The organism is Pedococcus sp. 5OH_020 (assembly GCF_027812955.1).
Classification (GTDB): Bacteria; Actinomycetota; Actinomycetes; order Actinomycetales; family Dermatophilaceae; genus Pedococcus.
On the sequence record NZ_JAPYZV010000005.1, the window covers coordinates 165,526 to 183,784 of the forward strand.

General features: G+C 70.2%; 22 protein-coding genes and 1 tRNA gene. 6 read left to right on the forward strand and 17 right to left on the reverse strand.

Annotated elements, in window-relative coordinates; all coding sequences use genetic code 11:
* Positions 1-38 precede the first annotated feature (38 nt).
* Genes gcvH through PHA84_RS10645 form a run of 5 tightly spaced genes read right to left on the reverse strand, consistent with a single transcriptional unit; the run spans position 39 to position 3,109 of the window.
* Positions 39-428 carry a glycine cleavage system protein GcvH gene (gene gcvH / locus PHA84_RS10625; RefSeq protein WP_270888075.1) on the reverse strand — a complete coding sequence of 130 codons (390 nt, stop codon included), beginning with the start codon at positions 426-428 and terminating at the stop codon, positions 39-41.
* A 50-nt stretch (positions 429-478) separates the two neighbouring features.
* Positions 479-1,219 (reverse strand): DUF881 domain-containing protein, encoded by a 741-nt coding sequence (locus PHA84_RS10630; protein WP_270888076.1) that lies wholly within the window; start codon positions 1,217-1,219, stop codon positions 479-481.
* Entirely contained in the window at positions 1,216-1,548 is a 333-nt protein-coding gene (locus PHA84_RS10635) for a small basic family protein (protein ID WP_270888077.1), read from the reverse strand. The genes PHA84_RS10630 and PHA84_RS10635 overlap by 4 nt, the downstream gene beginning before the upstream one ends.
* The gene (locus PHA84_RS10640; RefSeq protein WP_270888078.1) at positions 1,545-2,486 is read right to left on the reverse strand and encodes a DUF881 domain-containing protein; all 942 of its coding nucleotides are present in this window, start codon (positions 2,484-2,486) and stop codon (positions 1,545-1,547) included. Before PHA84_RS10640 ends, PHA84_RS10635 begins: the two co-directional genes overlap by 4 nt.
* 2 nt (positions 2,487-2,488) lie before the next feature.
* Entirely contained in the window at positions 2,489-3,109 is a 621-nt protein-coding gene (locus PHA84_RS10645; protein WP_270888079.1) for a CDP-alcohol phosphatidyltransferase family protein, read from the reverse strand.
* Positions 3,110-3,151: 42 nt separating this feature from the next.
* On the opposite strand from PHA84_RS10645, the gene PHA84_RS10650 reads away from it, so the two are divergent.
* From PHA84_RS10650 to PHA84_RS10660, 3 genes are all read left to right on the forward strand, one after another.
* Positions 3,152-4,294: a MalY/PatB family protein gene (locus PHA84_RS10650; protein ID WP_270888080.1), complete on the forward strand. Its 1,143-nt coding sequence runs from the start codon at positions 3,152-3,154 to the stop codon at positions 4,292-4,294.
* Positions 4,295-4,390: 96 nt separating this feature from the next.
* A complete protein-coding gene (locus PHA84_RS10655) occupies positions 4,391-5,065 on the forward strand; it encodes a DUF2461 domain-containing protein (protein WP_270888081.1) in 675 nt (224 codons plus the stop codon).
* Positions 5,066-5,122: 57 nt separating this feature from the next.
* Positions 5,123-5,887, forward strand: a complete 765-nt coding sequence (locus PHA84_RS10660; protein WP_270888082.1) for a class I SAM-dependent methyltransferase — start codon at positions 5,123-5,125, stop codon at positions 5,885-5,887.
* Positions 5,888-5,908: 21 nt separating this feature from the next.
* Here PHA84_RS10660 and PHA84_RS10665 read toward each other — a convergent pair whose 3' ends face one another.
* From PHA84_RS10665 to PHA84_RS10675, 3 genes are all read right to left on the reverse strand, one after another.
* Entirely contained in the window at positions 5,909-6,766 is an 858-nt protein-coding gene (locus PHA84_RS10665; RefSeq protein WP_270888083.1) for a hypothetical protein, read from the reverse strand.
* A gap of 113 nt (positions 6,767-6,879) precedes the next feature.
* Entirely contained in the window at positions 6,880-7,449 is a 570-nt protein-coding gene (locus PHA84_RS10670) for an RNA polymerase sigma factor (RefSeq protein WP_270888084.1), read from the reverse strand.
* An 847-nt stretch (positions 7,450-8,296) separates the two neighbouring features.
* Entirely contained in the window at positions 8,297-8,605 is a 309-nt protein-coding gene (locus PHA84_RS10675; protein ID WP_270888085.1) for a hypothetical protein, read from the reverse strand.
* Here PHA84_RS10675 and PHA84_RS10680 point away from each other — a divergent pair.
* Positions 8,604-8,834, forward strand: coding sequence for a hypothetical protein (locus PHA84_RS10680; protein WP_270888086.1), 231 nt, complete (start codon positions 8,604-8,606; stop codon positions 8,832-8,834). The two genes, PHA84_RS10675 and PHA84_RS10680, sit on opposite strands and share 2 nt — an antisense overlap.
* A 338-nt stretch (positions 8,835-9,172) precedes the next feature.
* Complete coding sequence (locus tag PHA84_RS10685) at positions 9,173-9,340, forward strand: Flp family type IVb pilin (RefSeq protein WP_270888087.1); 168 nt, start codon at positions 9,173-9,175, stop codon at positions 9,338-9,340.
* 252 nt (positions 9,341-9,592) lie between these two features.
* On the opposite strand, the gene PHA84_RS10690 is transcribed toward PHA84_RS10685, so the two are convergent.
* From PHA84_RS10690 to xerD, 9 genes are all read right to left on the reverse strand, one after another.
* A tRNA-Pro gene (locus PHA84_RS10690) sits at positions 9,593-9,666 on the reverse strand.
* A gap of 109 nt (positions 9,667-9,775) precedes the next feature.
* Entirely contained in the window at positions 9,776-11,233 is a 1,458-nt protein-coding gene (der, locus tag PHA84_RS10695; protein ID WP_270888088.1) for a ribosome biogenesis GTPase Der, read from the reverse strand.
* A 108-nt stretch (positions 11,234-11,341) separates the two neighbouring features.
* A complete protein-coding gene (gene cmk / locus PHA84_RS10700) occupies positions 11,342-12,046 on the reverse strand; it encodes a (d)CMP kinase (protein WP_270888089.1) in 705 nt (234 codons plus the stop codon).
* Positions 12,047-12,073: 27 nt separating this feature from the next.
* The gene (locus PHA84_RS10705) at positions 12,074-13,156 is read right to left on the reverse strand and encodes a prephenate dehydrogenase (protein ID WP_270888090.1); all 1,083 of its coding nucleotides are present in this window, start codon (positions 13,154-13,156) and stop codon (positions 12,074-12,076) included.
* A 36-nt stretch (positions 13,157-13,192) separates the two neighbouring features.
* Entirely contained in the window at positions 13,193-14,104 is a 912-nt protein-coding gene (locus PHA84_RS10710) for a pseudouridine synthase (RefSeq protein ID WP_270888091.1), read from the reverse strand.
* Positions 14,101-14,709, reverse strand: a complete 609-nt coding sequence (scpB, locus tag PHA84_RS10715) for an SMC-Scp complex subunit ScpB (protein WP_270888092.1) — start codon at positions 14,707-14,709, stop codon at positions 14,101-14,103. The genes PHA84_RS10710 and scpB overlap by 4 nt, the downstream gene beginning before the upstream one ends.
* Positions 14,702-15,619 carry a segregation and condensation protein A gene (locus PHA84_RS10720; RefSeq protein WP_442952874.1) on the reverse strand — a complete coding sequence of 306 codons (918 nt, stop codon included), beginning with the start codon at positions 15,617-15,619 and terminating at the stop codon, positions 14,702-14,704. The genes scpB and PHA84_RS10720 overlap by 8 nt, the downstream gene beginning before the upstream one ends.
* A 4-nt stretch (positions 15,620-15,623) precedes the next feature.
* Positions 15,624-16,439, reverse strand: a complete 816-nt coding sequence (locus PHA84_RS10725; RefSeq protein ID WP_270888344.1) for an AAA family ATPase — start codon at positions 16,437-16,439, stop codon at positions 15,624-15,626.
* 217 nt (positions 16,440-16,656) lie between these two features.
* Complete coding sequence (xerD, locus tag PHA84_RS10730; RefSeq protein ID WP_270888093.1) at positions 16,657-17,607, reverse strand: site-specific tyrosine recombinase XerD; 951 nt, start codon at positions 17,605-17,607, stop codon at positions 16,657-16,659.
* Here xerD and PHA84_RS10735 point away from each other — a divergent pair.
* On the forward strand, positions 17,606-18,256 hold the full coding sequence (locus tag PHA84_RS10735) for a hypothetical protein (RefSeq protein WP_270888094.1): 651 nt from the start codon (positions 17,606-17,608) through the stop codon (positions 18,254-18,256). The genes xerD and PHA84_RS10735 overlap by 2 nt on opposite strands.
* Positions 18,257-18,259: the final 3 nt, after the last annotated feature.

Sequence of the window (18,259 nt, forward strand, 5' to 3'; positions counted from 1 at the left end):
CGGGCCAGGGGCCGGAATTCCGCAGCCGGTGGCCGCCCTCAGCCGAGCTGCTCCTGGTATGCCGCGGGGTCAAGGAGCGCGCCGACGGCGGCCGAGTCGCTGGGCCGAAGCTCGTACATCCAGCCCTCGCCGTAGGGGTCGGTGTTGACGAGCTCCGGCGTGGCGTCGAGGGCCTCGTTCACGGCCGTCACCTCACCAGACAGGGGCGCGTAGAGGTCGCTGACGGACTTCGTCGACTCCACCTCGCCGCACGCGTCCCCGGCCTCGACGGTGTCGCCGGTCGCAGGCAGGCTCACATAGACGACGTCTCCAAGGGCATCCTGGGCGAAGGCCGTGATTCCGATCCGGACCGTCCCGTCCTCGCCCGCGCGGACCCACTCGTGCTCGGGCGTGTAACGCAGGTCCTGGGGGTACTCCAGCTCGCTCATGCTGCTCCTTCTGCGGACAGGACGGCCTACGACCGGTCGGGAGGGACCGGTTACTTGGTGGGCGCCGGGACGGGGCGAGCGTAACGAGGCTCTTCCAGGCTGTGCAACGCGGTGATGTCCACGCGCTTCAGCTGGCGCACCGTGGACTGCGCGCCGTCGCGGCGTACCGAGTCCGTCACGCCCCCGGGAATGTCCATCGCCGACGCCATGGTGGCGCTGTCGCCGATCGCCTTGATGACGTACGGCTCCGCGATCTGGTGCCCGCTGACCGTGATCCCCCCGTCCGCGTCGCTGAACCAGGTGTCCGCCACCACGCGCTGGTCACCCATCTGCACGGCTTCCGCGCCCGAGTCCCGCAGCTCCTGCAGCGCGTCGAGCAGCCGTGCCGCGGTGACCTTGTGCCCGGGGTCCGTGATGGTGATGACCACCCCGGGACCGGTTGCCGGCGCCGTCCCGGTGAGGATCCCGAGGGTGTCCAGCCGCTCCTGCGCCGACTTCAGAGCCTCGGAGCTGGAGTCGACGCCGGACAGCAGCCGGTCACGGCTGGCCTCGAGCTGACGGATGTCGCTGCTCACCCGACCCTGTTCCTGCGTCACGTCGTCGAGGATCCGGATCAGCTCGTCCTCACGCAGCTGCTCCAGCCCGCTCTGGTTCGTCTGCTGCACCTGGGTCGCGATGGCGAAGCCGAGCAGGATGGCGAGCAGGGCGCCGAACACGTTGGCCCGGGTCGCCCTGGGGCGCGCCATCCGCAGCAGCGTGGCCCAGGAGCTCGAGGATGACGTGGTGCTCATGCCTTGAAGAGGTGCCTGCGGATCGACGCGACGTTGGAGAAGATGCGCACGCCCAGCACGACGACGACGCCGGTCGAGAGCTGGGAGCCCACCCCCAGCTGGTCACCGAGAAACACGATGAAGGCAGCGACGACGACGTTCGCCAGGAACGAGACGACGAACACCTTGTCGTTGAAGATGCCGTCCAGAACTGCCCGCACCGCCCCGAAGACGGCATCGAGGGCCGCGATCACCGCGATAGGAAGGTAGGGCTGCAGCCCCAGAGGGACGTCCGGACCCCAGAGCAGTCCGATGAGCACTCCGCCGACAAGGCCTAGCAGGGGAATCACGGTGGGCTCTCCGAAGGTGACGCGGTGGGGGACGCGGTGGGGGACGCGGTGGGGACTGTGGCGTCTCGTACCGTCAGGGACGTGGCGGCCGGCAGGGTGAGGGTGTCGGCAGCGTCTATCGAAACACGGATGCCGTAGTTGTCCTTGAGGGCACGCGCGTACGCCCCGCCGTCGTTATCGGCGAACTCGACCTGGAGCGAAGCCGGGTCCCCGATGGCGCTGATCGTGTAGGGGGGCGCCAGTGGGCGGTAGTTGACCAGGATCGCCTCGCCCGCGAAACGGATGGCCGACCGCGAGGTCAGCCGCTGGCCGTTGACGGAGATCGCCTCCGCCCCCGCCTCCCAGAGGCCGTTGACGACGACCTGCAGGTCCTTGGACAGCACGACTCCCTCGGTGTTCTCCGGAGTCGTCCTGGGGTTCCCGTCCGCGCTGGTGCCGCGCGCCCCCTCGGCGTTGTCCAGCACCACCTTCAGGCCCTTGCCGGTGACAGCGTCGGCGCCCGACGCCAGGTTGAGGGTCTGCAGCCTCGTCTGCAGGGGGGCCTCCCCCTGCTGGCTCAGAGCTCGGGCCTGCAGCTCGTCCACCTGGGCCCGGGTCGTGCGTAGCTGGACCGCCTGCTTGTCCACCGCCGCCCGCCTGGACTCCACCTGCTTCACGAGGTCCTCCTTCGCCCTGGCCGCGGAGGTGGAGGGCGCCCGCAGGGCGACGGCGCCCATCGCGAGCAGCAGGCCGATCACGAGGGCCGCCACGGCGACGGTCGGCGTCCGCAGGCCGGTACTCGTCGGCAGGCCGGCTCGCTGCCGCTCCTCCGCTGCGGCCGCATAGCCCGGGTCGAGGGGGCGCTCCATCATGGACGTGAGCAGCGTCATGGACTCGTCGAGGCGGCGGCCCGGGGGGCGGGGCGAGGGTGGCGAGTCGCGATGGGAGACGGGCGACATGGTCAGGATGCTGCGACGGGGGCGCTGCGCTGGACCACCAGCTGGCGGGCCTGGACGATGTACATGACGCCGGCGACCCAGTAGAGGACCGTCCCCCACCAGGCGAAGGCCCATCCCACGGGCAGGGCCCACTGTGCGAAGGTGCCGCTGCCCTCCCCGAGGAGCAGCAAAGGGAAGGCGTAGAGGAGGTTGAACGTGGCGGCCTTGCCCACGAAGTGGACGGGTAGCCCCGTCTGTCCGTAGCGACGGATCCACCACAGGACGACTGCAAGCAGGAGCTCTCGCCCCACAAGAAGCGCCACGAGCCACCACGGGATGATGTCGCGCCACGCCAGCCCGAGGAGCGTCGTGGCGATGTAGAGCCGGTCGGCAAACGGGTCGAGCAGCTGTCCGAGCCGCGACTCCAGGCCGTACCGGCGGGCGATCTTGCCGTCCAGGTAGTCGCTCAGGCCGGAGGCCATGAGGGTGCAGAGGGCAACGACATCGTGCTCCGCCAGGATCGCCCAGAGGAAGATCGGGACCCCGACCAGGCGGAGCAGGGAAAGCACGTTCGGCAGGGTGAGGACGCGGTCGGAGACGGCCGCCTCCCCCCGCGCGGTCCCGCGCTGTCGTCGTGCCGCCACGCGGGAAGCCTAACGGGCGGCCGCGTCGTAGAGTTCGCAGGCATGGACAACCCGCTGCTCGGTCCGGGGCTGGACCGGCTCCGTGAGCGGCGCAGCGTGAAGTGGCGTCTCTACGGCGCGGACGTGCTGCCTCTGTGGGTCGCCGAGATGGACGTCGTCCCGGCGGAACCGGTGCGGCGCGCCGTCATCGACGCCGTCGAGCGGGGCGACACCGGCTATCCCTGGGCGCCCGACTACGCCGAGGCGCTCGCCGACTTCGCCGCCCGGCGCTGGGGGTGGCGCCCAGACCCGAGCAGGATGAAGCTCGTTCCGGACGTCATGCTGGGCGTCGCCGAGGTGCTCCAGCTCGTCACCAGACCTGGCGACGCCGTTGTGGTCAACCCGCCTGTGTACCCGCCGTTCTTCGACTTCGTCCGCGGTCTGGACCGCCGGGTCGTCGAGGCTCCGTTGTCGGACGAGGGCCGGATCGACCTGGAGGTGCTCGAGCGCGCGCTGACGGCGGCGACCCAGGACGGAGGGCGCGCGGCATACCTGGTGTGCAACCCTCAGAACCCGACCGGAGCCGTGCACACTCCTGAGGAGCTCACCGCCGCGTTGACGCTGGCGGCGTCGTACGGAGTGCGGGTCGTCGCCGACGAGATCCATGCACCCCTCGTACCTTCGGGTGCCACCTTCACGTCGGTGGTGTCGCTCGAGGCCGGGGCCCGGGCGGTGGCGCTGATGTCGGCGTCCAAGGCCTTCAACCTGGCCGGCCTCAAGGCAGCCGTTGCCATCCCAGGTCCCGAGGCGGCCGCAGACCTCGAGCGGATGCCCGAGGTGGTCTCGCACGGCGCGAGCCATCTCGGCGTGGTGTCCCACCGGGCCGCGTACCTGGAGGGAGACCCCTGGCTCGACGCCCTGCTCACGGGGCTGGACGAGAACCGGCGGCTGCTGCGCGACCTGCTGACTGCGCAGCTTCCCTCGGTTCGGTACCGGGTCCCCGAGGGAACCTTCCTAGCCTGGCTGGACTTCTCCGAGCTCGACCTGGGAGCGGACCCCTCCGCCGTGCTGCGGGAGCGCGCCAAGGTGGCGCTGCACCCAGGTCCGGGCTTCGGCTCCGGAGCCGAGAGCCACGCGCGCCTCAACTTCGGGACCTCCCCTGAGATCGTTCGCGAGGCCGTATCGCGGATCGCCTCGGCCGTGTAGCAGAACGACGTCGGCGTGGCCCGCTCATGGGACGGGGCGGCCGCCTGCGCCTGAGCGGCGTGCGGCGCGCCCCGTGCCGCGTGCCACAGTGTGGTCATGGCCGGCGACGCGGGGTTCAGGGGCTTTCCCTTGTGGGGAGTCCGCTTCTACGACGAGCTGCGGACGACCAACACCAAGGAGCTCTGGTCGCAGCACAAGGCTGAGTGGGAGCGCGCTGTACGCGACCCGATGCGCGCGCTGGTCGAGTCGCTCGAGGACGAGTTCGGGCCCGCGACGGTCTTCCGGCCGAACCGCGACATCCGGTTCAGCCCGGACAAGTCGCCCTACAAGACGTACCAGGGGGCCATCGCGGGGCCGGCCGCCGGCATCGGCTACTACGTCCAGCTGGACGCCGACGGCCTGCTGGTGGGTGGCGGCTTCCACACCCACTCCGCCGAGCAGACGGGGCGCTTCCGGGCCGCGATCGCGGCCGGTCCCACCGGCGCGCAGCTCGAGCGGATCACCGGTTCCCTCGTCGACCAGGGCTACTCCCTGGAGGGGGCGGCCCTGAAGACCCGCCCGAAGGGCGTGGAGGCCGACCATCCTCGGCTCGAGCTGCTGCGGCGCAAGGAGCTCATGGCGCTCAGACGCCTCGGCACGCCGGCGTGGTTGGAGAGCAAGGAGGCTCTGGACCGGGTGCGGGCCGAGTGGTCCGTCCTTCGGCCACTTGTCGACTGGGTGTCAGAGCACGTCGGCCCGGCAGCGGATGGTCCGAGGCCCGGCAGGCGCTGACTCCAGCAGGGCCAAGCCCGGTCGGCAGCCGACCGGCGCGCGGCCTACCGTGGAGGGGTGAGCTTCTTCGCTTCCGCAGACGCCTACGGCGAGTTCATGGGGCGGTTCTCGGAGCCGCTCGCCGGTAGGTTCGTCGAGCTGCTGAGGGTGGGTCCCGGTCGCCGGGTGCTGGACGTCGGCTGCGGCCCGGGTGCCCTGACCAGGCAGCTGGTGAACCAGGTCGGTTCCGCGAACGTGACGGCTGTCGACCCGTCGGAACCGTTCGTCGACGCAGTGCGCGGGCGGCTTCCTGAGGTCGACGTGCAGGTCGCGAGCGCCGAGCATCTGCCCTTCGGTGCCGGCACCTTCGACGTCGCCGCCGCGCAGCTCGTCGTGCACTTCATGCGGGACCCGGTTGCAGGCCTCGCCGAGATGGGTCGGGTCACGGCGCCCGGAGGCGTCGTCGCGGCCTGTGTGTGGGACCAGGCCGGGGGCACGGGTCCCCTGTCTCTCTTCTGGGACGTCGTCCACGCCATCGACCCCCTGGAACACGGCGAGGCAGATCTTCCTGGTGCGAGGAAGGGGCATCTCGGGGAGCTCTTCGCCCAGGCGGCACTGACCGACATCGAGGAGACGAGTCTCACCGTCGAGGCCTCCTTCAGCTCCTTCGACGAGTGGTGGCACCCCTACACGTTGGGCGTAGGACCCGCGGGCGCGTACGTGGCGGCGCTCAACGAGGAGGGCCGGGACGAGCTCCGCCGGGAGTGCGCGGAACGTCTGCCACAGGGCGCCTTCACGCTGGCCGCCACCGCGTGGTGCGCAACCGGCACCCCCTCGGGTTGAGGGCTGCCGGCAGAGGACCGCTCAGTCCCCGGATGACGTCGTGCTCGTCGCGCGGGGAACGGTGGCACTCGTCGTGGGTGGCGCGGTGCTGCTCGTGCCGCTCGTGCTACTCGTCGCCGTGCTCGTGGGCGCAGTGGTGGTCGTGCGGCTCGGCGTGGCCGACGGAGTGCTCGTCGGGTGCGTGGAGGTGGAGCCGGTGGGGTGTCTGGCCGGGGGACCTGTGGGATGGGTGCTCGGCACGCCGGTGGCGTGGGCCTTCGGCTTCTGGCTCTTCGGTACGTCGGGTTTGCCAGTCCCATGACGCTTCGCCTTGGCCCCACCGTTCCCGACGCCCGCACCAGGATGCTTCACCGTGGCGCAGTAGGCGCCGATCCGAGCTTCGCCACCGGCAGCGTTGGCCAGGTTGCGGAAGGCAGCGGACTTCTTCCAGTCGCCTCCATCGCCGTCGGCATCCGGCTCAGGCTCGTCGCTGGCGGCGGGGTGCTTCTGATGCTGGGTCCAGGCGTTGCAGAGGCCGAACGCTGCGGGCCCCTTGGCGTCGGGACCCACGCCGTCCTCGGCGGGTTCTTGACCGGTTGCCCGCGTGCTCGACGTCGCCGTGGTGGTCGAGGACGCGACGCTCTGCAGGACGTGGTCGACGTCGGGGCGCCCCGAGCCTGCGTACGCGACAACGGCCACGGCGCCCAGGCCCACGGCTACGCCGACCACCGTCGCTCGCGCCCTGGCGCCGAAGAGAGAAGCTGGCATCGAGAGCCTCCAGGCGACGGGGACCGGCCGGGGCCTACCGAGGGCCGCGCGGTAGTGGCGCAGCGCGTCGTCGAAGTGAGCGAGCTCGTCCGACGCGGCAGGCGCGGTGAGGGCGGACAGCAGGCGCTCCACCGAAGCAGGGTGCGGCTCGAGTGCCTGCCCTTCGACGGGCTCCGGGTGGGCGTCCTCGTCGCGAGAACGCCCACCCGGCCCCCTGCCCCTCATCGCAAATCCCATGACACTCTCTACAGCGCACTTGCCCCGAAGTGCGTTACACCCTGGTCGGCGAGGAGGGCCGCGAGTCGCCGCAGACCGCGATGGGTGGCGACTCGCACCGCTCCGGGACTGCGTCCCAGGAGTCGGGCGACGTCCTCCACCGGCAGTCCCGCCATGAAACGCAGTAGGACGACCTCTGCCTGCAGCGCCGGGAGCTCAGCCACCAGGCGGACCGCCTCCGCAGTGCCGATCCGTTCGATCGCCTCGTCGGCGGCATCGCCTGGGCACGGATCCGGGCGCCACTCGTTGGCGCGCGACTCGACGGCGGCGAGCCTGGCTCTGCGCCGTCCCGCGTCGATGGCCCTGCGCCTCGCGGTCGCGAACACCCAGGCCCGCCACGCGACCTCGTTCCCGGCGAAGCGAGGCAAGACCCGGACGATGGAGGTCCAGGTCTCGGCGGCGACGTCCTCTGCAGGCTCCCCGCTGAGCGTCAGATACCGCAGGAGCAAGGGGTTGACGTCACGCCAGAGACGGGCGAAGGCCGCCTCGTCGCCTGTCTGGGCGCGCGCCATTACCAAGGGGAACTCCTCGCCGATCACAGCCAAGAGTGTCGACCGGCACTCGTCTCCCGGCGCGCCATATCGATATTCGCTCCTCCGTTCAGCCGACACGCATAGGTGGGGGGCGGTGCGACACGGAGGCGGGTCGGGCTCCCAGATGGCGGCATCCGCACCGCTGCCGCCGTTGGCGCTCGGTCGGGTCGGGTGGCCCCCGGGACGCCGCGAAAGCGCGTCGGAAAGAGCACAAAGACCCCGAGAGAATGCATTTCGTGCGGTTCCGTGGCGAAGGGGCGGGCGCACGCTATGAATGATGAGTATCTCATGCGTTGGCGGAGAAATGGCGTCGATGCCCGCTGTGGTGTTTGCCTCCCGTCGCGGCTCGAGGCCACTTCTTGACGTATTCGGCGTCCCTTTACTTCTGTTTATCGCGGCGAAGATCTGTCGTAAAAGTGCAGGTCAGTAGGGTATGCCAAGCAGAAACGGGGTATGCAGGGTGCAGCCCGTCAGCAGGGCGGGTGTCCGTGCGGACCATTTCGCGGCTCTTTGCAGGGGGTTTTCTCGTGTCCTTTCTTGCTCGTTCCCAACGCGGTCGGCTACACCGTGGCGTGGCCGCCAGCACCATCCTTCTCGGGGCCGGGATCGGCCTCCTTGCCGTTTCTCCTTTTGCGTCGGCGTCCCCCGGCAAAGCCGACAACGTGACCTATTGTCACCGCACGAACTCGGAGCGCAACCCCTACGTCCGGATCACCAGCGACCCTGACTCCATCTTCCATCAGGGGCATGACGGCCACCGCGGCCCCGTCTATGTGCAAGGCATGAAGGCCCCTGGCTCCACGTGGGGCGACATCATCCCCAGCTTCAGGTACACCGACGGTCGGGGCGCGACTCATCGGTATCCGGGCATGAACGTGACCTCGGGTGCCGCCATCCTGTCCCACGGGTGCACCGTTCCCGGTCCCTCAACCAGCACGACCAGCACGACGACGATGCCCAGCACGAGCACCACGACCACCAGCACGAGCAGCACTACGACGGTGCCCACTACGAGCACCACCAGCACGAGCACTGGCAGCACTACGACGGTGCCCACGACGACCGGCACCACGACGACTAGCACCACGACGACCGGCACCACGACGACTAGCACCGCGACGACCAGCACGGTGGTGCCAAGCACGAGTACGACGGCCGTCATGCTTCCCGGAACTGGCAGCAGCAGTACGAGCGGTGCCCAGGTCGGCCTCAACAGTGGGACGCAGGCCCGCTCCGCGGGGGTTCTGGCAAGCCAGGCCCCGGCCGTCAGCGGCAACCAGACACTGGCCTTCACAGGCACACGGACGCGCCTTCTCGTGGCCGCCGCCCTGCTCCTCATGGCGATGGGCGTGAGCCTGCTGCTGGGGAGCGCCCGCGTGATACGTCGCTAGGCTGCGCCGTCCAGGTCCTCGGCTGACCTCGACATAGGAATACGGAGAGGGCCGCTCCCGGCCAGGGCCGGGACCGGCCCTCTCCGCAACGGTCAAGACGTCGGGCTGACAGATCTGGACCTGCGACGTGCTTGCCAGGCTCGCGAACCGGCTTGCCGACGCCATCCCGTGCGACTGCTACGACCACTGTGTTGCCGATCTGCGAGGTGTCCCTCGCCACGACGTTCGGAGGGGGGCCCACTGGGACGAACGGTCGATGTGCGCCGCAAGGCGATGCGCGGGACAACTGGGCTGCATAGTTTTGTATCGCAACCATTTTCCAGCACAAGGAGCCCCCCATGACCAACGTCGTCGCCAAGCTGCGCCTCACCTCACGCGAAGACGGCGCGACCGCTGTCGAGTACGGCTTGATGGTGGCCCTCATCGCCATCGTCATCATCGCCGCCGTCACCCTCTTGGGCGGTAACCTCAGCAGCCTGTTCAACAGCATCGCTACCAGCGTTTAGCGTCCCGCCGGACGGGCCCCGGGCGTCATGGCTGGTGACGAGCCAGGCGGAGGACGAGGCGGGGGCGCACATCGAGCGGTTGCCGAGCTCCTGGGGCACGCGTGGTGTCCAGCGGAAACGACAAGCTCGACAGCGCGATGGGGCGGAGATGACGAGCAATGGCTACACGAATGGCTACATTCGGCCCTGGCGCAAGGGAAAGGGCCGCCCCGGCGTATGCCGGCACGGCCCCTGACCTGCTACTTCTCTCGGTCGGGCTGACAGGATTTGAACCTGCGACCCCTTGACCCCCAGTCAAGTGCGCTACCAAGCTGCGCCACAGCCCGTCTTCAGTTGTGCCCACGCGAAAACCCGGCAGAGCCAGGGGCTGCGGGAGCGTTCGAAACCTTAGCGCACGGCATACCTGCACTTGAAATCGGTATGCCGCGCGGTCGCCTACTTCCGCCGGCGCTTCTCGCGCACCCGGACGGAGACCTCTATGGGAGTCCCTTCGAAGCCGAACTCCTCGCGCAGCCGACGCTCGAGGAACCTGCGGTAGCCGGCCTCCAGGAAGCCAGAGGCGAAGACGACGAACCGCGGTGGTCGCGTGGACGCCTGCGTGGCGAAGAGGATGCGCGGCTGCTTGCCGCCACGCACTGGATGAGGGTGCGCCGCGACGATCTCGCCGAAGAAGGCGTTGAGCCGCCCCGTCGGGACGCGGTAGTCCCACGACTCCAGCGACCTCTCGAGGGCGGGCACGAGCCTGTCCACGGCACGACCGGTGCGGGCCGAGATGTTGACCCGCGGCGCCCACGGGATCTGGACGAGCTCCCGCTCGATCTCCCGCTCGAGGTAGTACCGGCGTTCCTCGTCGAGCAGGTCCCACTTGTTGAACGCCAGGACCAGAGCGCGTCCCGCGTCGACGACCTGCTGCACCACCCGGACGTCCTGCTCGGCGATCGGCTCCTGCGCGTCGATCAGCACCACTGCGACCTCGGCCTTCTCAAGTGCCGTCTGCGTGCGTAGGGACGCGTAGAAGTCGGCTCCGCGGGTCTGGTGGACCCGACGGCGGATTCCCGCCGTGTCGACGAACCGCCAGGTCTTCCCGCCGAGCTCGATGAGCTCGTCGACGGGGTCACGCGTCGTGCCGGCGACGTTGTCGACGACGACGCGGTCCTCGTCGGCGAGCTTGTTGAGCAGGGAGGACTTACCCACGTTGGGCCGCCCGACCAGGGCCACCCGCCGCGGTCCGCCGCGCTGGTAGGCGTCCGCGTTGGCGCCGACACCGGGAAGCACGTCCAGGACCGCGTCGAGGACGTCACCGCTGCCACGCCCGTGCAGCGCCGACACGGGCCACGGCTGGCCGAGCCCGAGGTTCCACAGTGCGGAGGCGTCGGCCTCGGTCCGCTGGTCGTCCACCTTGTTGGCGACCAGCACGACCGGCTTGCCTGAGCGCCGCAGCAGCTTGACGACCGCCTCGTCGTCGTCGGTGGCGCCGACCGTCGCGTCGACCACGAACATCACGACGTCCGCCAGGTCCACAGCGACCTCTGCCTGCTCGGCGACCCGCAGATGGATCCCCGTGGCGTCCACCTCCCAGCCGCCGGTGTCCACCAGGGTGAACCTCCGGCCGGCCCAGTCCGCGTCGTACGCGACGCGGTCGCGGGTCACACCGGGCACATCCTCGACGACAGCCTCCCGGCGGCCGAGGATGCGGTTCACGAGGGTCGACTTGCCGACGTTGGGACGCCCGACGACTGCTACGACCGGCAGGGGGCCCTGGCTGGCGACATACCCGTCCTCGTCCAGCTCGCCCTTGAGGAGCGAGCGGTCCTCGTCACTGAGGTCGAACTCCTCCAGCCCAGCGCGCAGGGCACGCTCGACAGTCGAGTCGTCGGTCAGGTGCTCACTCACAGGGGTTCCTTGCTTCGGGCTACGGCGCCGGTGCGCGACGAGGTATGCCGCGGGGCCGACGCATATTGTCGCGCACTTTGTCGTGCGGCCGTGACAGGGCCTCAGCCCTCACGCGTCGACCTTGTGGGCCGCCTCCTTGCGCACCACGGTCAGGACCGCCTCGACGCTCTGCTCGAAGTCGAGGTCCGAGGTGTCGACGAGATGCACGCCGTCGGCGGCCTGGGTGAACTGGGAGACCGTGGAGTCGTCGGCGTCGCGGCGGACGATCTGGTCCCTCGTGGCCTCGACCGCCTCGTCGTGCGCCTCACCATGCAGCTCCTTGGACCGGCGCCGCAGCCGGGCCTCGACGCTCGCGGTCAGGAGCACCCGCACGTCGGCATGGGGCGCCACCACCGTGGTGATGTCGCGCCCTTCCGCAACCACTCCCCCAGTCTGCGTGGCGATCCGGTCCATCAGCTCGCGCTGCTGCTCCTGCAGGATCGGCCGGACCTTGGTGTTCGTGGCGACCTTGGACACGACCTCTGAGACCCGCGTCGTGCGAATGGCGTCCTCGATCTCCAGACCCCGGACCAGAACGCTGGCGTGGGTGGGGTCGGTGCCCATCTCGAGCGGGATGTCGCGCGCCGCAGCGGCCACCGCATCGCGGTCCTCCAGCTCGACGCCCTCCTCCAGACACCACCAGGTGACGGCACGGTACATCGCACCGGTGTCCAGGTAGCCCACGCCGAGCCGATCCGCCACGGCGCGCGACACGCTGGACTTGCCCGAGCCCGACGGACCATCCACGGCGATGACGAGGTGGTTGCTGGTCATGGGCCTACAGCCTATGGGCTGCCCTGCTCACCCGTGCAGCCGCCAGCCCCTCGCCACGAGCTCGTCGGCAAGCCGCTCCGCCACGGCGGGCAGCACCGAGATCTCCGCCAGGCCGAACGGCTGCCCCAGCCCGTGCTCCAGGTGCAGGTCCTCCAAGTTCACCCCGGCGTCACCGACGTCGTGCAGGAGGCGGCCGAGCTCCCCCGGCTGGTCCGGTACGAGTACGACCACTACGTCGTACGACGTCGGTGCGGCGCCGTGCTTGCCCGGGATCCGGGCGTGACCGGCATTTCCGTGGGCCACGGTTCGGGCGAGGATCTCGCGTGCACCGAGCCCGTCACCCTCGGCCAAGGCGTGCAGCGCCTCGATCACCGACCCGAGCTCGGCGTGGAGCTGTTCCAGCACCTGGGCCACCGCGGCCGCGTTGCCAGCGAGGATCTGCGTCCACAGCTGGGGGTCGCTGGCGGCGACGCGCGTGACATCGCGGATTCCCTGGCCGGACAACGCCACCGCCTCGTCGGGCACGTCTCGCAGGCGACCCGCCACCAGGGACGACGCGATCTGTGGGACGTGGGAGACGACAGCGACAGCGGCGTCGTGCTCCCGGGGGCTCATGGTGCGCACTGTTCCCCCCGCGGCAGTAGCCAGCTCGCGCGTCAGGGCGGTCGCCTCCGCAGAGCTCTCGGGGCTGGGCACCACCACCCACGCCCGACCGTCGAAGAGGTCACCCCGCGCGGCCACCGCTCCCGAGCGCTCTCGACCCGCCATCGGATGAGAACCGACATAACGGCGCAGGTCCGCCCCGCGCCGGCGGACGTCCTCGAGCACCGCCACCTTGACCGAGGCCACGTCGGTCACCACGGCCTGTGGCCAGTCGGCGAGCTCCCGGGCTACGACGGAACCCGCCACGTCGGGAGGTGCGGCGACGACGACGACGTCCGGGGGCGGCTCGTCGGGGGTCGCCACTGATCCGGCGCCCAGGTCACGAGCAAGGGCGACCGCTGTCGGCGAGGGGTCTGCGAGCGACACCGCATAGCCGGCCCGCACCAGGGCGATGCCGAGACTGGTACCGATGAGGCCGGTGCCGACGATGCGGACTCGCGTGGTCACGACGCGAAGGCTACCGACGACGCCGGCCCGCCGACGTCACAGTCCGGCGGCGGAGTACAGTCTGCCGACCTCGTCCTTGGTCAGCTTGCGCATCTTGCCCGGCTTGGTGTCACCGAGGTGGATCGGACCCACCTGGGTCCGGACCAGGGACAGGACGGGGTGGCCGACAGCGTCCAGCAGACGGCGAACGATGTGCTTGCGCCCCTCGTGCAGAATCACCTCCACCAGCGCCCTGCCGGGCTGGGAGTCGACGACGCGGAAGGAGTCGACCGATGCGGGGCCGTCGTCCAGCTCGACGCCCTCCCGCAGCCGCCTGCCCAGGTCACGGGGCACCGGTCCGCGGATCTGGGCGAGGTAGGTCTTGGCCACGCCGTACTGCGGGTGCTGCAGTCGATGTGCGAGGCCACCGTCGTTGGTGAGGATGAGGAGGCCTTCGGTGTCGGCGTCCAGGCGGCCGACGTGGAAGAGGCGCTCGTGCCGGTTTCCCACGTAGTCGCCGATGCTGATGCGCCCGAGCTCGTCGTTCATCGTGGTGACGACTCCGAGCGGCTTGTTGAAGGCGAAGTAGACCCGACTCTCGTCCAGCTGGACCCGCACACCGTCCACGTGCACCGTCTGGTCGGCCCGGATCCTCACGCCGAGCTCGGTGACGACGTGCCCGTCGACCTCGACTCGGCCCTCGCTGATGAGGTTCTCGCACACGCGCCGGCTGCCGACTCCGGCGGCGGCGAGCAGCTTCTGCAGCCTGATGCCGTCCGGGTCGTGGACGTCGACCTCAGGAGCAGTCCGCTCGCGCGGGACCCGGGTGGGCTGGCTGCGCTTGGTGGTCCCCGAGCTGCCGCGCTGCGGCCTCTCCGTACTACCGCGCTGCGGTCTCTCCGCGCTACCGCGCTGCGGCCTTTCCGCGCGGTCGCGCTGGGAGCCGCCTCTGCCTCGTGGCGATGTCATCCGCGTCCCTGTTCTGCGATCTCGTCGAGCATGTCGATCTCTGGAAGGTATGGCGCCAGCGCCGGGAGCTCGTCCAGGCTCGACAGGCCCAGCCGCTGGAGGAAGTAGTCGGTGGTCCCATAGAGCACGGCGCCGCTCTCGCCCTCGGCGCCGAGCTCCTCGATGAGCCCCCGGTTGAGCAGGGTCCGGACCACCCCGTCGACATTGACGCCCCGCACGGCGGAGACGCGGGACCGGGAGATCGGCTGCCGGTAGGCGATGACCGCCAGGGTCTCGAGCGAGGCCTGGGTCAGCTTGGCCTGCTGCCCGTCGAGAAGGAACTTCTCCACGACCGGGGCGTAGTCGGCCCGGCTGTAGATCCGCCAGCCCCCGGCCACGGACCTGAGGGTGAAGCCGCGTTGCTGCGCCTCGTACTCCTGCTCCAAGGCCTCGAGGTGGCCGCGGACGTCGTCCGTGGGCAGCTCGAGCGCCGTGGCCAGCGCCACTTCGGTCACGGGCTCGTCCACCACCATGAGTACCGCCTCGATGGCGCTCCTCGCGCCGCCGGGGAAGTCGCTGAGGTCGAACGCGACCTGCTCCCCCGCCTCCGTGTCCACGTCACTCATCCGTCACGCCTTCCTGGTCGAGCTGGTCCAGCTCGTCGAACTCGTCGCTCACCGCGATGTCGCCCTGGTCCGCCCCTGTCCATCGGACGGTCAGCTCTCCGAGCGCCTCTGCCTGGTCGAAGGCGATCGCAGCCTCCCGGAACAGCTCGAGCAGGGCCAGGAACCGAGCCACGATGACCAGCGTGGAGTCCGCGTCAGCGACGAGGGCACGGAACGAGCACACGCGCTCCCGGCGCAGGCGGGCACCGAGCACTCCAGCCTGCTCCCGGACGCTGACCTGAGGGGCGTGGAGGTGGTCGAGCCCCACAGTGGGCGCGACCTTCGGAGTCATCGCACGAGCGGCGACCATCGCGAGCTGCTCGGGCGTGATCCCCATGACGAGCTCCGGAAGCAGAGCGGCGAACTGAGGCTCGAGACCGGCCTGCCGGGGGGTCAGCCGTCCGGCGGTGGCCATCCGTTCCGCGAACGTGAAGGCGATGTCCTTGAACGCCCGGTACTGGAGCAGCCGGGCGAAAAGCAGGTCGCGGGCTTCGATCAGCGCGAGGTCCTCCTCGTCCTGCGGTCCCGTCTGCGGCAGCAGCCTCGCCGCCTTGAGGTCCAGCAGTGTGGCGGCGACGAGCAGGAACTCGGAGGCCTGTCCGAGGTCCCACTCGCTCTCCGCCTCCCGAGCCGCCTTGATGTGTGCGATGAACTCGTCGGTCACCTGGGCCAGGGCGATCTCGGTGATGTCCAGCTTGTGCTTGCTGATCAGCCCCAGGAGGAGGTCGAACGGCCCCGAGAAGACGTCCAGGTGCACCTCGAAGGGGGTACTGGTGCTGCGACGGGTGATCACCCCACCGGGCGTCGCCTGCGCGGCCGCCGGTGCCTGGGCGGCCGTCCGTGCCTGCGCGGTGGTGGCCTCGGGAGCCACCCCCTCAGGCCGCCCCACCGCGCGCGATCAGCTCTCGGGCGAGCTGCCGGTATGCCGCGGCCGCACCGTGCGTCGAGGCGTACGTGGTGATCGGCTCCGCCGCCAGGGTCGCGTCCGGGAACTTGACCGTGCGGCTGATGACGGTGTGGAAGACCTGCTCCTTGAAGTGGTCGACGACGCTGCGCACGACCTCCTTGCTGTGCAGCGTCCGTGAGTCGAACATGGTCGCGAGGATGCCGTCGACCTGCAGGCGCGGGTTGAGGCGGTCGGTGATCTTGTCGATCGTCTCCACGAGCAGGGCCACGCCACGCATCGCGAAGAACTCACACTCGAGCGGGATGATGACCCCGTGCGCGGCAGTCAGCGCGTTCACGGTGAGCAGCCCCAGGGAGGGCTGGCAGTCGATCATGATCACGTCGTAGTCGTCGACGACGGGACGCAGGACGCGGGCCAGTATCTGTTCGCGGGCGACCTCGCCGACCAGCTGGACCTCGGCGGCGGAGAGGTCGATGTTGGCCGGGATGACGTCGAGGTTCTCGGTGGCCGTGTGCTGGATCACCTCGCGCACGTCGTGACCGCGCTCGACGAGCAGGTTGTAGATCGTCACGTCGAGCTCGTTGGCACGGACGCCGAGACCGACCGACAGGGCGCCCTGGGGGTCGAAGTCGACGAGCAGGACGCGTCGGCCCACCTCCGCCAGGGCCGCGCCGAGGTTGATGGTGGTCGTGGTCTTCCCGACCCCACCCTTCTGGTTGCACATGGCGATGATCCGTGCCGGACCATGAGCCGTCAGCGGCGGGGGCTCCGGGAACACCGGCAGCGGCCGACCGGTGTAGCCGAGCTGGCCGGCGCCGGCAGTCTCAGTGCCCGGGAGCTGGGCGGGCTCCCGGTCGGCGTTGGGAGGGAGCGGGACGGAGGACTCATCGACGGGGTTGTGGTGCGGCTGCTCCTGCGTGGTCACCTCAGGTTCCACAGGTGGTTCACTCCCGGTGGGTTGGCGTACGGCGGTCAGCCTCTCGCTGATCGTGCCGACCCTATCAGCGGGCACGAGGGTGGCTCTGGGCGTAGACCTCCCGGAGCCGCTGCACGGTCACGAGGGTGTAGATCTGGGTCGTCGTGACGGAGGCGTGCCCCAGAAGCTCCTGCACGACGCGCACGTCCGCGCCGCCGTCCAGCAGGTGGGTGGCGAACGAGTGCCGCAGGGTGTGCGGGGACAGATGCCCGGTGAGGTCCGCTCGCTCGGCCGCCGCCCTCATCACGGCCCACGCCGACTGCCGAGACAGCCGGCCCCCTCGCTGGTTGAGGAAGACGGCGGGCGTGCCGGTCCCCTTGGTGGCGAACACCGGACGCCCTCTGACGAGGTAGGCCTCCAGGGCGTGGGCGGCATACGAGCCGAGCGGCACCATCCGCTCCTTGCTGCCCTTGCCGAACAGCCGCACGACGCCCTCACCCAGGTCGAGGTCGTCGATGTCCAGCCCGACGGCTTCCGAGATCCTGGCACCGGCGCCATACAGCAGCTCCAGCAGGGCGCGGTCCCGCAGCGACGCTGCGGTGTCGCCCACCCCTGCGGCCAGCAGCAGTCGCTCCACCTCCTCGACGGCAATGGCCTTCGGCAGCCGGGTGGGAGCCTTCGGCGGGCTCACCGCGCCGGCAGGGTCCGTGCGCACGTCACCCTCGAGCGCCAGGAACCGGTGGAACCCGCGGACCGCGACCAGGGTCCGAGCCGCGGAGGACGCCGCCAACGGCGGATGCTCGGGACCCCCTTCGCGCAGGGAGGCGAGGAACCCCGTGACGTGGCCCTCGGTGATGTCGGAGGGCTCCTGCACCCCGTGCTCCCGTAGGTAGGCCGCGTACCGCGACAGGTCCCGTCGGTACGACGTCAGGGTGTTGAGGGCCACTCCTCGCTCCACCTCGAGGTGGTTCAGCCAACCCCGGACGGCCCGCTCGACCGCGCTGGAAGGTGGCACGGGTGCGAGTCTAGGCGGCATGAAGCTCTACGCAGACCTGCCCGGCCGCCGCACGCTCCAGATCCTGGCAGACCTGGCCGTGCTCGGATGGGTGTGCCTGTGGGCCTGGCTCGGCCGCCTGGTCCACGACACGACGTTGACCCTGACCGGCCCGGGCCACCAGCTTCAAGGGGCGGGTAGCGGTCTGCGGAGACAGATGACCCAGGCGGGCGACGCCGTCCAGGACGTGCCGCTGGTCGGTGACAGGATCGCGGTCCCGTTCCGGCAGGCGGGGTCGGCGGGCTCGACGCTCGAGCAGGCGGGCAGCGACCTGGTCGACGCGGTGACCCGTCTGGCGAACGTCCTCGGCTGGGTCACGGCCCTCGTCCCGATCCTCATCGTGGCAGCAGTCTGGCTGGTGCTGAGGGGCCGCTTCGTCCGCAGGGCGACCGCCGCGCAGCGCTTCATCGACAACGCTGCGGACCTGGACCTCTTCGCGCTGCGTGCCATGTCGCGACAGCCGATGCGTCGGCTGGCCACGATCTCCGACGACCCCACCGGCGCCTGGCGGCGTGGCGAGGAGCCGGTCATCCGCGCGTTGGCCCTGTTGGAGCTCCGCGACAGCGGGCTGCGCCCGCCAACGCCCCCACATGGTGCTACTCGCGCCACCCCGGTCCCAGGTCCGAGGTAGGAA

What these genes read in the sequence shown, in the direction of transcription:
- gcvH (WP_270888075.1), bottom strand. Translation starts at nt 428, where the DNA reads ATGAGCGAGCTGGAGTACCCCCAGGACCTGCGTTACACGCCCGAGCAC.
- PHA84_RS10630 (WP_270888076.1), bottom strand. Translation starts at nt 1,219, where the DNA reads ATGAGCACCACGTCATCCTCGAGCTCCTGGGCCACGCTGCTGCGGATG.
- PHA84_RS10640 (WP_270888078.1), bottom strand. Translation starts at nt 2,486, where the DNA reads ATGTCGCCCGTCTCCCATCGCGACTCGCCACCCTCGCCCCGCCCCCCG.
- PHA84_RS10650 (WP_270888080.1), top strand. Translation starts at nt 3,152, where the DNA reads ATGGACAACCCGCTGCTCGGTCCGGGGCTGGACCGGCTCCGTGAGCGG.
- PHA84_RS10655 (WP_270888081.1), top strand. Translation starts at nt 4,391, where the DNA reads ATGGCCGGCGACGCGGGGTTCAGGGGCTTTCCCTTGTGGGGAGTCCGC.
- PHA84_RS10680 (WP_270888086.1), top strand. Translation starts at nt 8,604, where the DNA reads ATGCTTCCCGGAACTGGCAGCAGCAGTACGAGCGGTGCCCAGGTCGGC.
- PHA84_RS10675 (WP_270888085.1), bottom strand. Translation starts at nt 8,605, where the DNA reads ATGACGGCCGTCGTACTCGTGCTTGGCACCACCGTGCTGGTCGTCGCG.
- PHA84_RS10685 (WP_270888087.1), top strand. Translation starts at nt 9,173, where the DNA reads ATGACCAACGTCGTCGCCAAGCTGCGCCTCACCTCACGCGAAGACGGC.
- cmk (WP_270888089.1), bottom strand. Translation starts at nt 12,046, where the DNA reads ATGACCAGCAACCACCTCGTCATCGCCGTGGATGGTCCGTCGGGCTCG.
- PHA84_RS10710 (WP_270888091.1), bottom strand. Translation starts at nt 14,104, where the DNA reads ATGACATCGCCACGAGGCAGAGGCGGCTCCCAGCGCGACCGCGCGGAA.
- scpB (WP_270888092.1), bottom strand. Translation starts at nt 14,709, where the DNA reads ATGAGTGACGTGGACACGGAGGCGGGGGAGCAGGTCGCGTTCGACCTC.
- PHA84_RS10735 (WP_270888094.1), top strand. Translation starts at nt 17,606, where the DNA reads ATGAAGCTCTACGCAGACCTGCCCGGCCGCCGCACGCTCCAGATCCTG.
- xerD (WP_270888093.1), bottom strand. Translation starts at nt 17,607, where the DNA reads ATGCCGCCTAGACTCGCACCCGTGCCACCTTCCAGCGCGGTCGAGCGG.